Raw genomic sequence first — 13,919 nt, 5'->3', positions numbered from 1 at the left:
TATTAACTCGTGAGTTAGATTTTTGCTTTCATTTATTTTCGAGTTAAAACCACATTAACCACCTACAACTCCTCCGTCCGAAAAGTCGTATAGCCTTCATAATAATAGCTGTGGTCAATGCCTTTGATAAAGATTTCCCGGTCATCTACCTTATCGGTCAAAGCGGCTTGTAAAAGATGCTTGATTTCAATATCCTTAACCGGACTGCGCTCCATCGCCAGCAAATAATCTTCTTTCTCAACCCTGCTCCAATCAACCACCCTGCCAATTTCGGTTTTCAGGATATGATCAAGCCAGATCCGCATGCTGCGCCCGTTCCCCTCGCGAAAGGGATGGGCGATATTCATTTCCACATATTTTTCTATGATTTCATCAAAGCTTGCCTGCGGCATTTTATCAATGGTTTCCAGTGCCGCTTGTAAATACATCAGCGGCACAAAACGAAAGTTTCCTTTCGCCATATTTCCGTTTCGGATTTGACCGGCAAAATCGTAAATATCCGCAAACAGGTACTGGTGAATTACCTGTAAGGTCGAAAATGTGCCGGCGGGCAAATGCTCCAAAATACTCTGTTCAAAAAGCTCCGCCGCCTTTTTTTTGCTGATTCTTTCTTCCGCTCGGGCAAGCTCCGCCGAGCTGGTCAGCCCTAATTTATTTGCAAGCATGACTCTTCCTCCTTTGTTACTGTCTCACCGGTTTCGCCCGATTATAGACTGCCAGGAGTAAAATTAAAATAACTCCCATAATCAGGTTTTTCATACTGGGCGAGACCGACAGCACCGTCAGTCCGTTGCTGAGCACAATCAAAAGCAGAGCTCCGGCCGCTGTTCCGGCATAACTGCCTTTGCCGCCGGATAAAAGTGTACCGCCGATGACCACCGCAACAATGGTGTCAATCGTCATGCCGTCAAAAGTACCACAGTTGATATAGCCGGAATTGGCTGAACCGATAAACCCGGCCAGCCCGCCCAGCACTCCGGCAACTGTATAGTTCAGCATTTTCAGCCGAGTGGTGCGAATACCGGTTAAATACGCCGCCCGGTTATTGTTTCCGGTTAGAAAAATCTGCTGGCCGTAGCGGGTTCGGTTCATTAACAGAAAAATCAGCAGATACATTGTCGCCGCAAAAAAGAAGATAACCGGCAAAAACTGAAACAGCCGCTCGGTCACAAATGACTTATACGCGACCGGCACACTGGTAAACTTGGGCGTGCCGCCGGTAATCACATATTGCAGCCGGGTAACGACATTGGAAATATAAAGCGTCACCACCATCGGCGGCAGACCGGCTTTAACCGAGCCAAGACCATTGCAGAACCCAATAAAACCGCCGACTAAGACCGCCGCCAAGAGCGCCGCCAGAAAAAGCAAGGCATCGCTTCGCCCCGCCAAAATCCCAACGGTCAGTAAAGCCGTCATCGACATGGTTGCCCCCAGCGACATATCAATTCCATCGGCGATAACCACCAGAGTTTGCCCGGCGGCGGCAATCGTCAGCATGGAAGTCAGCGACAGAATACTGCCAAAGGCATTGACATTAAACGATTTGGGATTTAAAACAATCGTCAGCACAAACAAGCCCAGCGAAATAATCAGCACCATCCCAATTTGATTGTTTTTTACGAAAGTCTGAATTCGATTTTTACTGTCCATGTGCTGCGCCCCCCTTTACCTGCTTCTGCAAACCGGTCAGTAAGCTGCTGCGCTGCGCTTTCACCGCAAAAATCGTCAGCACCAGCCCCAGTAAAATAATGCTGTCGGAAAACAGATTGTGCCAATAGGTATTATAATTCACTCCCGTCGTCTTGGAAATCATCGCGAAAATTTTTGGTACGGTTGTTTGAATCAAAATTTGAAAGCCCACGCCATAAAGGGCGCAAATCATGTTCCCCCAGCCGCCGGCCAAAGCAATCCCGCCCAAAATACAAGCGCTGATGCTTTGCAGTCCGTAAATTTCACCGGTAATCGGATTGCCCGTTGTATAGGCCGCAGTATAGCAAAGCCCCGCTAAGCCGGTCAGAACCCCCGCCAGCAGATACATCTTAACCTTAACAGCCGTGGTGTTGATGCCGGTGGCGTAAGCATTCCGCTCATTTCCGCCGACGGCATAAACCGATTTCATTAACGGCGTTTTTTCCAAATAAACCCAAGCTCCATAGAGTACCGCCAATAAAATCACGCTAAACGGAATTACACCGAAAATCATACTGTCAAAAACCTGATTGGCAATCATCGGCACCGTACCGCCGGGTTTGGGCGCAATTAAAAGGTTAATCCCCTTAACGACCGAAATCATGGCGAAACCGGCCAGCAGCGGCGGTATCCGCAAATAAGACACCACCATTCCGTTGACCGCCGCCAGCAGCACCGTGGCCGCTAAAGCAATCAGCCACGCCAGGGGCACCGGAATCCCCAAAAGCTGCGGCAGCATGGCCGCCAAGACATTGGCAAAGCTCATCTGCATACCAATCGAGATATCAATAATACCCATCAGCATCAGCAGCGCTTGACCCATCGTCACTAAAATTAAGGGACTGAAGCTTTTAAACAGCGACATGAAATTGCGGTAGGTTTTTACACTCCAAAAAGATTCCGGCACCTGCAAATACTGCACCAGAAAATATACAACCAGCGCGCCCAAAAATAAGATCATCCCGGAAAATGCCGGTGATTTTTTCCATTGGTTAAGCCTTTTTTTCATCTGCCGTTTTCCCTTTCTCCGCCGCTTGACCGGAAATTCCCAGCATGGCCGCAATCAGTTTTTCTTCCGCCCGGTCAGCCCCTTCCAGCAAAGCGCTGATTCTGCCCTCGTAAAAAACATAAATCCGGTCGGCAATTTCCAGCAGCTCTTCATTATCACTGGAAACATAAACCACACTCATTCCGTTTTTGACACATTCTCGTAAAATACGGTGAATTTCCTGACGGGAATTAATATCCACGCCCTTAGTCGGGTCATCCAGCAGCAACAGCTGCGGCGACAGGGCAATCCACCGGCCGATAACCAATTTCTGCTGATTGCCGCCGGACAGGGAATTCGCCGGATGCTTGCTGCTGCCGGCCACCACCCCATAATCCTTCATTGCCTGCTGTGCAAAATCCTCAATTTCCTTGGGCGGTAAGTAAGCCAGCAGCGCGCCCTTGGCCGCATCGCCGGCAAATAAGTTTTCCGCTACGCTGCGCAGCGGAAACACGCTTTCCCGGCTGCGGTCGCCGGAGATAAAGCCAATCCCGTCAGCCACCGCATCGGCCGTTGATTTGTAATGAATTTCTCTGCCTTTATAAATAATCGTTCCGCCGCTATATTTTTTATCGGCTAAAATCGCCCGAATAAACTCGGATTGACCCTGCCCGTCCAAGCCCCCGATCCCGACAATCTCACCCTGATAAACCTTAAAGTCAACCGATTTAATCTTGGGCGGCATGGTCATGGCTTGGATGTCGAGGACCGCTTCTTTTTCACCGCTATTGCTTTCCGCTGCTTTCCGGCCGATGGTTTTATCCGGGTATTTTCCGGTCATATGAAAAACAATCTCGTCCAAATCCAATTGGTCAATCTTGCCCTCCGCCACGGTTTCACCGCTTTTTAAAATCGTGCAGCTGTCGCAAATGCGGAAAATTTCATTCATCCTGTGAGTTACCACAATAACTGACGTGCCTTCCTCCTTTAACTTGCGCAGGACTTCAAATACGATATCCACTTCATCGGAATGAAGTGAAGCCGTTGCTTCATCCAAAATTAAAATTTTAGGCTTTAAAGCCAGCGCTTTGGCAATCTCAATCATGCTCTGCGTTGACGGCATTAACAGCTCAACCACTGCCTCCAAAGGCACTTCGATTTTTAATAAATTTAAATAAAATTGCGCCGTTTCTCTGGCTCCGGCTTCATCAATCCGTCCTCCCCGGCCGCAGGGAGCTAAAGACAGCATGATATTATCCAGCACGCTCATTTTCGGAATCAAGCTGTAATCCTGATACGCCACCGCAATCCCCAAGTCTCTGGCTTCTTTGGCATTTCTGATGGGGACCGGCTGACCATCAAAATAAATTTCTCCGCCAGAGGGCGCAACCAATCCGCTCAACACCTTGACCAAGGTTGATTTGCCCGAACCGTTACTGCCTAGCAGCGCCCGAATTTCTCCTTTTTTCAAACTCAAATTAGCATTTTTTAAAGCCTGGACCGCTTCAAAGTTTTTGCTGATATTCCGCATTTCTAACAAAGGATGTTCCTCCTTTACGATTTTCATAAACCCCGTTTCCCACTTTTTAAACAACATTTATCCTCGGGTCGGAAAGCTTGCTATACAAATATTTCTCCGGACAGTTGCCGGAGAAATATCTGTATGGCTTTTTTAGTTTGAGTTTTTATTTAAAGTATTTTTCCTTGGCTTCTTCCACCGATAAGAACGAAGATACGGAAGTTGAATCCGGCAAATCAGCAATGCTTTCCAGCCGCTCTTTCTGGTTCTCATAGGTCATAATCCATTGCGGCGTATAATAAATCAGATTTTCACCGCTCATTTTCGCCGGGTCCAGTTCATTGCCCATTCTGATATTCAGAGCAATCGCCAATGCCGTCGCACCGATTCCCGGAGGGTTCTCCACTACAATATAAGGAAATGCTTCATGGTCTTCATTGACTTTGGCAATCCGGCGAATCCAGGAAACCTCTTCCGAAGAAGTAATGCACTTGGGATACTCGATTTTGGATTCTTCAATTGCGTCCATAATGCCATTGGCGCTTTCCTGATTGATAATTCCATCAAACTCAAGGCCGGAAGCAATGATTTCATTCATCAGCTGCTTGGCTTCAACGTCGCTCCAATTGTGAGCCACGGTCTTAACGATATCAATCCCGGCTTCGGTCAGCTTCTTCTGCCAAACTTCACTCCGAATCTCGGATGCAGAGTTGCCGTCAATACCATTAAACTGAACGATTTTTGCGCCCTTGCCCAAAGTTTTGATGACATAATCCGCCTGAATCTCCGCCCAAGCCGCCTGATCAACCACCACGTTTAATATCTTGTCGGAATCATAAATACAGTCCGCATTGATATAAGTAATGCCGGCATCGGTCGCCTTTTGAATCAAGGCATCCAGGCCCGACGCCGCAATCGGGTTAACAATGATGATATCATAGCCTTCATTGATTGACTGCTCAATCTGCTGCGCTTCCAGCGCCGGATCATTGTTGGCGACAAAGCTGTCAAATTGGCTGATTAAACCCATTTCTTTGGCTTTTTGAGCCGCCGCCGCCATTTGTGTTTCATACACTGCCCGGTAAGGATTGCCCTCGATAACGGCATTGTGTGAAGCAACTTTAAAACCCTTTTTCTCTGTCTTGGTTTCGGTCGGCGTTTCTGTCTTAGTCTCCGTCGATTTTCCATCTTCCTTGGCGGTCTGAGTTTCCTCTTTTTTCGGTTCCTGCTGGGTCGTCTTGGTCTCGCCGCCGCAGCCGGCAAATAAACCTGCGACCAGCATGAGCGTTAAAAATAAACTCAATGCTTTCTTCATAAAAAATCCTCCTTTTTTTGATTTTTATTTTTTCATTCTTAATAAACTCTTTTTTCCTATTCCATTGCCGGTTAAAACGCCATTTGCCGGCAATATCCTATTACAAAAGAAATTTCATAAAAATGAAATGGTTTATAAATTCTTCGGTTCCATCTTCTTTCCGCGATAAAACCGAGGTTTTACCCCATCAGGTACAGGCTTCGGCTAACGCTTTACGCCTTCTCATCTCATACAAACTGGCGCATAAAACGATAGCTTTGCTCGATTCCTCTTTTAACATCCTCTATGGATGCCTCGTATGCCTTATCCTCGACCTCAATACAGGCATATCCCTGATAGCGCACATCATTCAGCGCCGAGCACAGAGCGGCAAAATCAACGCCGCCCAGTCCCGGGAGCTTAGGCGAATGCCACAGCGCCGGATAGGCAAACACACCGTATTCATCTAATTTTTCCTGATAAATTTTAATATCCTTAAAATGAACATGAAAGAGCTTGTCTTTGAACTCATAAATTGGCCTCACATAATCGGCCTGAATTAAATAGGGATGCGACGGATCATAATTTAAACCGAAGTAATCGCTGGGAATCCGGCGAAACATTTCCCGCCAGATATGGGGCGTACTGGCTAAATTATTGCCGCCCGGCCATTCATCCTTGGTGTAGAGCATCGGACAGTTTTCAATCGCAATTTTCACCTGCTTTTCCTCTGCATAGCGAATAATCGGCGTCCATTTGGCTTCAAACAAATCCAGATTCTCTTCCACTGTCTTGCTTTTATCTTTGCCGATAAAGGTAGTCACCATATAAATGCCCATTTGCGCCGATGCATCAATCAGCCGGTACAAATGCTTAATCGCTGTTTCCGATTCCTCAGCGTCGGCACTGAGCGGGTTGGGGTAATAGCCGAGACTGCTGATAGCCACGCCTTTGCTTTTGGCATAATCCAAATAATATTTCATTTTGTCTGCCGTTAATTCATCCAAATCAATATGCGTGATGCCGGCATAACGCCTGAGGGCCTTGCCTTTCGGCCAGCAGCAAACCTCAACGCATTGAAAACCTACTTCCGCCGCATAATCAAACACCTGCTCAAATGAAAAATCCGGTAAAATCGCTGAAACCAAGCCCAATTTCATCATGATACTTTCTCCTTTTTTAATTCAAGTGCTTTTAATCGACTGCAATCCAGCGTTTTTCTCTGGCGCTCTGAATAATTTTCTCGCCCAAAGCCATTTCTCGGTAACCGGTCTCAAAATCGCCGTAATCACCCCTTGGTCCGGAAGCAATCCGAGCATAAATCTGCTTGAAGTTTTGCTTAAAGGAATCCGCAAAGCCTTCCACATGGCCGCCCGGATAACTGATAATCTTTCTGGTATCCGGCGCTAAAATCGACGGCTCCTTGGTATAAAGCCGATTGGCTTCCTCGCGCCGGCCGACCCAAAGTTCATTGGATCTTTCGGTATCCCATTCCATGGCGCATTTTGAACCGCTGACCGCCAGCCGCAGCTGATTTTTCTTGCCGGCATAAACCTGACTGATATTGCAGCAGGCATGCGCACCGTTATTCATATGAAACAGCACGGTCGCATAATCTTCCGTTTCAATCGGTACTTCTTCATAATCCTCATTTTTTAAGACCATGCCCGAATAGGTATCAATCGCCTTTTTCGGCTTTTTTCGGGTTTTATGGAAAATAGCAAAATCCGCCAACACTTCCGTGACCTTAAGGCCGGTCACATACTCCGCTAAATCAATCCAGTGGCTGCCGATATCGGCAAACGCCCGCGAATCTCCGGACAGCGCCTTTTCCAGCCGCCAGCTGTAATCGGTATCCAAAAACAGCCAGTCCTGCAAATAACTGCCGTGAATGGTATAAATCTCGCCGACTTCTCCGCTTTTCACCATTTCCCGCATTTGATAAGCCATCGGATAAAAACGATATGTGAAGTTCATGGCGTGAACCAGCCCTTTTGCCGCCGCTAACTTCCGCAGCTCATCGGCTTCTGCCAGCGTGTGCGTCATCGGCTTTTCACAAAGCACATTGACGCCCCTTTCCAAAGCATATTTGGCAATTTCATAATGCGTGTTGTTCGGCGTGCAAATATGGACGCAGTCCAGTTCTTCTTTGTCCAGCATCTCTTTGTAATCCCGGTAGCCTCTGGGTACAAAATACTGCCGGGCTTTTTCTTCCGCCTGGCTCTCATCGGCCAGGGCCACTACCTCGACATTGCCCAACCGGCGCAGCTGCTCCAAATGAACGGCGCCGATAAAGCCTACGCCGACAATTCCCGCTTTCATCATCTTGCTTCCTCCTGTTCTTGCTGTTTTTCGTTTTAAACTCCGTTTCTCCGGTCAAAACCTTGCCGCCAGGCAGTACAGCCTATAGACAGACTTACCGGCCGCCGCATCAGGCAGTATCACCATTGCTTACCACAGGCACCGCCGAAAAGCACCATCTTTCCGGCAGCAGCGCCGGATAAAGCGCTTCGACTTACTGCCCGGCAGCAATCGGTTAAATATAAAAGACCCTTTCGCCAAAGCTGACTCACTCAATTACAAAAAATCCGCTCATATCCTCAAAAAACTGATAAAACTTATCAATATAATAACGTGCCGCCCCGCGCATAATCGCATCATCACTCAAATCGGTATACCGCACACCGGCACGGGAGACAAAAATAAAAAATCCCTGTTTTTTTAAATGCATCTCCAATTGCTGCAGATAATACCGCCCCAGCCTTTGCCCTTTACCGCCGATAATAATATGATCGGTATTATAAATAACCAGTACATTGCTGATGGCAAAAGCCAAATCAGCAGCCAGACCAGACACAAAGTCCATCGCCGTCCGGTCACCGCCGTCAGCCAGCTTACCCAAATATTCAAAACTGATTTTCTCGTTTTTCGGCAATAATTCTTTGGCAATGCCCAATTTTTCTGCCCGGCTAAGCAAAGCGCTTTCCCCAATCAGGTTTTCTAAACAGCCTCGATTCCCACAGACACAGGGACTGCCATAGCGGTCAATCGAAAAATGTCCCAGCTGCGAGCGCATTCCGGCTTCGCCTTTAATCATGGTTCCATCCTGCACAATCACCGCACCGACACCTTTGTTGATATTAATAAATAAAAAAGTGTCAAACTCCCGCTGACTGAATACATTTTCAGCATAGGCATAACAGGCGGTATCATTAAAAACCGCTGTTAATTTTCCTTTTAATTTCTCATGAATTTGCCGGAGTACGTCATCCTCTTCTCTGACCGGCAGTACCGTCGAAATCATGCGATAACTGCTGACATCCAGCATACTGGGCACAATCAGACAAAGACCCAAAAAGTTGCGCCGGCCGATCTGCGGTTCCAGAACTTCATAATATGCCTGTGGAATCAATTCCGCAAAATCTGTTTGACCGCCGATTTCCTGTTGCTGATAATAAATGACTTGGCCGTTCATATCAACCAAACTCAGTTCCAGTTCCTCCAGGCGCCAATTAATCACCGCCACAATATTTTTTTCGGCATTCACCCGCAAAAGACTTGGTTTTCTGCCCTGTCGGCCAGTGGTAATCTCTCCGGTATCCATAATGAAGTTCCCTTGAATCAAGCTGTCTACCAAAGAAGATATTGTTGTCTTACTAAGCTCAGTCAAAGCTGCCAGTTCAATCCGGGAAATGGAACCATGACGCAGGATCAGGGAAAAAATCTTTTTTAAATTATGATTTTTCATAATCTGCTGATTCAAAATCTTCATTCTGCTTATCCTTTATTTGGTTTGTCCACTGGTCTTACTAACTTCCGGAATTATTATATCATTTTTACTCCTGTTTGGCAATCAAATTTAATTTTTTTTGTAAAAAATATCCAAGATACCATAGGGCAGCAAAAAACGCCCGATGCGCATCACATCGGACGTTTTTCTTTTCCAAATCAAAAGGTATTTATCTGCGGAAGAAATAGCCTAGCTTTGCAGCTGCTTTCTGCTCCTTCCGGCGGCAATCTTTTAAACTTATTTTATTCTGCTCGGAACGGCCGGTACTTCAATCTCGCCGCTCTTAATCTTTTCTTTATATTCATTGACTAACTTAACCGATTCCGCTGACATATTCGGATTTTCCGCCGGAATATCAATTCCGCCGTTCTTCATGTCAAAGACCAAAACCTGTCCGCCCGGATATTCATCCTTTAAGGTCATCAGAGCAGTCGTAAAGGAAGCCACGTCAACTCTTTTTACCATCGAGGTTAAAGTACAGGACTTATTATTATCCTTGTCGTAAATGCCTTCTTCGTATTGATCTCTGTCCACGCCAATCGTCCAAATATCCTGACCGGCCAGTCTTCTTTCTTTTGCTTCTTTAAACATACCGTTTCCGGCTGCACCGGAGGCATGATAAATAACATACGCGCCTTCGTCATAGAGCTTCTTGGCCAAAACCTGGGCTTTCCCCGTATCATCAAAGCTGCCGACATACTCGACTTTAACTTCCATATTCGGGTCAACTGCATGCACACCGGCTTCATACCCGGCTTCAAATCTTTGAATAATATCAAAATCCATACCGCCGATATAACCAACAACTGTTTTGCCTGCTTCTTTGGCAGCCTGAGCAGCCGCTACGCCCACTAAAAAAGAGCCTTGCTGTTCGGAAAAGACAGCCGATACAACATTCGGGCAATCTTCGGCAACCGAGTCAATCAGCAAATATTTTTGATCCGGGAAGGTCTTGGAAACTTCCTGAATCGAATCATGGAATAAAAATCCGGTGGCAACGATTAAATCGTGGCCTTCTTCCGAGAAAGTAGAAAGGCTCGGAATATAGTCTGCATCGGAATTGGACTGAGCATAATTCACATTGGCGCCGGTCAGCTCGCTGAACTTTAAAACGCCTTCCCATGTACCCTGGTTAAACGAACGGTCATCAATTCCTCCAAGGTCGGTCACTAATCGAACCGAAAAGTCCTTGGCTTTTTCTTTCATCGCGTCGGTAATTTCCACATCAAAAACGCTCTTTACTTCCACATCTTTTGCGTCCGTTTTTTCTTTTGTCTCGTCCGCTTTCGGCGTGTCCGTTTTCGTCTCTTCCGTCTTATTTCCCGTCTCCGTCTTGGTGTCGGTCGTCGGTTCCGTTTTCTTTTCCGTCGTCGAGCAAGCCGCCATCGACAACATCAAAGTCAACGCAAGCAGTATTGAAAATAATTTCTTCATTGTAAATCCTCCCTTTTTTTCATACAATGCTTTGCTACTTCCTCATTATATTATACTTTCAAAAAATAGGCAAGTATAAAACACGCTCGAATTCAAAATCTCTGCCTGTAAACTTGAAGCGTGTTTTAACTCGGCCCCGGCGAGCAATCCGTCTACATCGAGAGGCAGGAAATGCGCAGCATTTCCGTTCGACCCTTACGCCAATTCCACACAGCAGCCTATTCCTTTCCGGCGGCCGAGCATAAAGTTTGCTCATTTAGAAAATCTCCGCCCATAAACTTGAAGCGTGTTTTAACTCGGCCCCGGCGAGCAATCCGTCTACATCGAGAGGCAGGACCAGACAATATCCAAGTTTCTCATTCTTTCAACGCCTTCAGTGCATCTTCAACATTTGAATACCGTTTTGCTGCCGGATCTCGGACCAGCCGCTCTGCTTCGAGCATTGCCGCTATCGTTTCCTGATTAGGACGTTCCAAACGAACATCAAAAGGAAAACCGCCTGCCCGGAGCGATTGCCGAAGAAACACATTGATAGCCGTCGTAAGATTTATACCCAATTCACCATACAGGGCTTCGCATTGTTCTTTAATTTCACTATTCATGCGGACGCTGAAATTAGTTGTTGCAGCCATATTATCCACCCCTTTCCATGCTATTGCACTTATATTATACATGTTTTGCCATGCAATAGCAACAACCTTCAAAAATTTTACCAACCTTCCATTCGGATCTCGGGCAAGCCGCTCTGCTTCGAGCATTGTCGCTATCGTTTCCTGATTAGGACGTTCCAAACGAACATCAAAAGGAAAACCGCCTGCCCGAGCAGCGGTTTCATTTTTTAAACCTGCCAAATTCCCCCCTAACCCTACTCCATCCCAAACGCGGTAAAGTATATGGTCATAACAAACACGAAGACTGCAAACCAAGTCAAAAAACAAATCGGAGCGGAAAACAGAGCTTCCTTGGTAAAGTTTAAGACATCCTTTCCTTTTATGCCGCTCTTTTTCCGGTAACGCCTTTTCTTTCCATTTTCGGATATAATATAAATCAGGGGCGATTCATACAACGATTGAATGCCGTATTTGATAAAAATAATCGGCACAAGCGGCACCGCAATACAGAACCAAACGGCCGATCCCTGAAGATAAAGTCTGGAAAAATCAAAACCATTGACCAATAAAGCAATCATGACCGGAAAAAAGATGGCAGTAAGCCCCAGCAAAATCATGCGCAGGGTTCTGGCCACAGAACGAAAGGTATAGGTGACCACCCACTCTCTGCCGTCTAAGACGTGCTTAAATACCGGCGCTTCAATCTTGCGCTTGATAATATCTTCCCGCAGGATCAGTTTTCCCCGCTCCCGCCGGTACGTCTGCTCACCGGAGGAAAAGATATCCCAATACCTGATAACGCTGAACCGGTTATTGGCGCCGTCAAACATGGCGGCAAATATAATTACATACAGAAAGGCCACCATGCCGGTTATTGTCAGCGCCGTTCCCGGCTCTTTACTGCCCAAAAGAATAGCCGAATAAAGCGCAGCGCAGGTGACAAGCAGCACCAACAGACCCTTCATCCACCACGGAAAGGCAATATATTTTGTCTCTTTTTCGGCACGCACGCTAACCTTACCGGTTTGCCCGTTGACGGCGGCATGCACATTTCCGTCAGTGATGTAATACACCGGCAGCAGCACCGGAATTTTAACCACCGGATCAACCTGGGCGAGAATGTCGATATCTTTTGTTCCCCAGATTTTTTCCATGCCGCCCCGGTAATTTTCAGCGGTTTCCGAGTTAAGCCGCTGCTGTGCTTCCGCTCCGTTGATATCGGCGATTTTGATCCGCTGACCGGCAGCATAGGAAAAATCAAATTCGCGGAGAGCATTCAGGTCATACGGCTCCATACAGTCTAAAACCAAGTTATCCAGCTGCGCGGACCAGTTGACAAATTCATCGTTCAAATAGCCGCCGGCTTCATAAGCGGCGGTTTCTCCTTTTTTATTCACCCGACAGCGAACCGGGCCATGCACCATTTCATAGGGCAGGTAATATCCCTTTAGCTCGGCTATCCTTCCCCGCAGATGCTCGGCTTCGGGCCTCTTTGGATTCTGATCGCACCAGCCGAGCAAAAGCTGCACCGCTTCTTCCTTGGTGATGGCAAACGGAATGATATTCTGCGGCATTCGGTTGTCATAAACATAGTCCTTCCGGACTAAACTCCGGCCACAAAAAGCACAGGTCGACAGCGCTTCATTTTTCTCAAATACCAGTGTCGCCCCGCAGCCGGTGCAGGAAGCGGTCGCCATCGGAAAGCTCCTCGCTGACTGCATGACTCTTTGGCTTTGCTGCCACTGAAACTCCGCCTTTTGCCGGCGAACGTTCTCGACCGCCACCTGCCCGCCGCAATAGCCGCACCGGTAAATCTGCCGAACAATGTCAAACTTGGCCGGCGCTCCGCACTGCGGACAAGCAATATTTAATATTTCTCTGCCCATACGATACTCTCCTCCGCTCTATTTTTTATTTTTTAACACCCTATTAGAATTTTTAGCGCTTAGGCAGTAATGTAAAAAATTATATCCCGCTTCTGATTTAATTCGGCCGAATTAAAATTCTTTTTGAACATGTTCCCCCTGTTCTGGCCGCTTATTTATATTATATCCATTTTATCATGCGATATCAAGAAACAAACGCCGAATTCGTGAAAAATTTTAGCACATTTTCATAATTCATCCTTTTTGGTCGTGGGTTTCCATGGAAAAGTTTACGCTTGACTACCCTGCTTATGATGATATCAGCTTGGGCTATCTGATTTCCTTTTTTCTGCTGATGTTTTATAACGGGCAGCCCTGCGCAAACGGAAAGCAAAGTAAACTCGTCAAATGGGAATTTTATATCTATGCTGCTGTATTCTCCTGATTTTTTCCTTGACAAAAAGCCGGAGCAAATGGTATAGTATAAGTGTAAAAAGTGATTATCACAATGTCGTTTATATTTTTTGATGACAAAAAGGGCAAGCGATTGGCGCGCTTGCCCTTTTGCTTAGTCATCTTTATCCAGCCATTTAATCACATAATATGATAAAATATCGGATAGTACAGAGACTAAAATAGTAATTATCACGTCGTCCATATTTTTTTCACCTCCTCCCTATTGGTCAAAGGTTATCGACGACGTGTCTATTATAGCATAAACATAGC

11 protein-coding genes and 1 pseudogene are annotated in these 13,919 nt (G+C 46.5%); all 12 read right to left on the bottom strand.

Features of this window, described 5'->3' with window-relative positions; genetic code table 11:
• Positions 1 to 62 precede the first annotated feature (62 nt).
• Positions 63 to 665 (bottom strand): cell filamentation protein Fic, encoded by a 603-nt coding sequence (locus C3V36_05040; protein ID AVM68666.1) that lies wholly within the window; start codon positions 663 to 665, stop codon positions 63 to 65.
• A gap of 16 nt (positions 666 to 681) precedes the next feature.
• Complete coding sequence (locus C3V36_05035) at positions 682 to 1,653, bottom strand: hypothetical protein (GenBank protein AVM68665.1); 972 nt, start codon at positions 1,651 to 1,653, stop codon at positions 682 to 684.
• The gene (locus C3V36_05030) at positions 1,643 to 2,701 is read right to left on the bottom strand and encodes a hypothetical protein (GenBank protein AVM68664.1); all 1,059 of its coding nucleotides are present in this window, start codon (positions 2,699 to 2,701) and stop codon (positions 1,643 to 1,645) included. Before C3V36_05030 ends, C3V36_05035 begins: the two co-directional genes overlap by 11 nt.
• The gene (locus C3V36_05025; GenBank protein AVM68663.1) at positions 2,685 to 4,277 is read right to left on the bottom strand and encodes a hypothetical protein; all 1,593 of its coding nucleotides are present in this window, start codon (positions 4,275 to 4,277) and stop codon (positions 2,685 to 2,687) included. Before C3V36_05025 ends, C3V36_05030 begins: the two co-directional genes overlap by 17 nt.
• A gap of 88 nt (positions 4,278 to 4,365) precedes the next feature.
• Complete coding sequence (locus C3V36_05020) at positions 4,366 to 5,514, bottom strand: hypothetical protein (GenBank protein AVM68662.1); 1,149 nt, start codon at positions 5,512 to 5,514, stop codon at positions 4,366 to 4,368.
• Between the two features lie 227 nt (positions 5,515 to 5,741).
• Positions 5,742 to 6,653 (bottom strand): AP endonuclease, encoded by a 912-nt coding sequence (locus C3V36_05015; GenBank protein ID AVM70448.1) that lies wholly within the window; start codon positions 6,651 to 6,653, stop codon positions 5,742 to 5,744.
• 34 nt (positions 6,654 to 6,687) lie between these two features.
• A complete protein-coding gene (locus tag C3V36_05010; GenBank protein ID AVM68661.1) occupies positions 6,688 to 7,818 on the bottom strand; it encodes a dehydrogenase in 1,131 nt (376 codons plus the stop codon).
• A 244-nt stretch (positions 7,819 to 8,062) separates the two neighbouring features.
• Complete coding sequence (locus C3V36_05005; GenBank protein AVM68660.1) at positions 8,063 to 9,265, bottom strand: hypothetical protein; 1,203 nt, start codon at positions 9,263 to 9,265, stop codon at positions 8,063 to 8,065.
• Between the two features lie 255 nt (positions 9,266 to 9,520).
• On the bottom strand, positions 9,521 to 10,717 hold the full coding sequence (locus C3V36_05000; GenBank protein AVM68659.1) for a BMP family ABC transporter substrate-binding protein: 1,197 nt from the start codon (positions 10,715 to 10,717) through the stop codon (positions 9,521 to 9,523).
• A 356-nt stretch (positions 10,718 to 11,073) separates the two neighbouring features.
• Positions 11,074 to 11,349 carry a type II toxin-antitoxin system antitoxin, RelB/DinJ family gene (locus C3V36_04995; GenBank protein AVM70447.1) on the bottom strand — a complete coding sequence of 92 codons (276 nt, stop codon included), beginning with the start codon at positions 11,347 to 11,349 and terminating at the stop codon, positions 11,074 to 11,076.
• 90 nt (positions 11,350 to 11,439) lie between these two features.
• Positions 11,440 to 11,544: pseudogene (locus C3V36_04990) on the bottom strand (type II toxin-antitoxin system antitoxin, RelB/DinJ family).
• A 38-nt stretch (positions 11,545 to 11,582) separates the two neighbouring features.
• Positions 11,583 to 13,214: a hypothetical protein gene (locus C3V36_04985; GenBank protein AVM68658.1), complete on the bottom strand. Its 1,632-nt coding sequence runs from the start codon at positions 13,212 to 13,214 to the stop codon at positions 11,583 to 11,585.
• Positions 13,215 to 13,919: the final 705 nt, after the last annotated feature.

This window comes from Lachnospiraceae bacterium oral taxon 500, assembly GCA_002999035.1.
GTDB lineage: Bacteria > Bacillota > Clostridia > Lachnospirales > Vallitaleaceae > W11650.
This window is presented reverse-complemented; position numbering and strand designations above follow the sequence as displayed.

Bases quoted from the DNA above. Each gene is read 5' to 3' on its own strand.
- C3V36_05040 (AVM68666.1), bottom strand. From the start codon at position 665: ATGCTTGCAAATAAATTAGGGCTGACCAGCTCGGCGGAGCTTGCCCGA.
- C3V36_05035 (AVM68665.1), bottom strand. From the start codon at position 1,653: ATGGACAGTAAAAATCGAATTCAGACTTTCGTAAAAAACAATCAAATT.
- C3V36_05030 (AVM68664.1), bottom strand. From the start codon at position 2,701: ATGAAAAAAAGGCTTAACCAATGGAAAAAATCACCGGCATTTTCCGGG.
- C3V36_05025 (AVM68663.1), bottom strand. From the start codon at position 4,277: ATGTTGTTTAAAAAGTGGGAAACGGGGTTTATGAAAATCGTAAAGGAG.
- C3V36_05020 (AVM68662.1), bottom strand. From the start codon at position 5,514: ATGAAGAAAGCATTGAGTTTATTTTTAACGCTCATGCTGGTCGCAGGT.
- C3V36_05015 (AVM70448.1), bottom strand. From the start codon at position 6,653: ATGAAATTGGGCTTGGTTTCAGCGATTTTACCGGATTTTTCATTTGAG.
- C3V36_05010 (AVM68661.1), bottom strand. From the start codon at position 7,818: ATGATGAAAGCGGGAATTGTCGGCGTAGGCTTTATCGGCGCCGTTCAT.
- C3V36_05005 (AVM68660.1), bottom strand. From the start codon at position 9,265: ATGAAGATTTTGAATCAGCAGATTATGAAAAATCATAATTTAAAAAAG.
- C3V36_05000 (AVM68659.1), bottom strand. From the start codon at position 10,717: ATGAAGAAATTATTTTCAATACTGCTTGCGTTGACTTTGATGTTGTCG.
- C3V36_04995 (AVM70447.1), bottom strand. From the start codon at position 11,349: ATGGCTGCAACAACTAATTTCAGCGTCCGCATGAATAGTGAAATTAAA.
- C3V36_04985 (AVM68658.1), bottom strand. From the start codon at position 13,214: ATGGGCAGAGAAATATTAAATATTGCTTGTCCGCAGTGCGGAGCGCCG.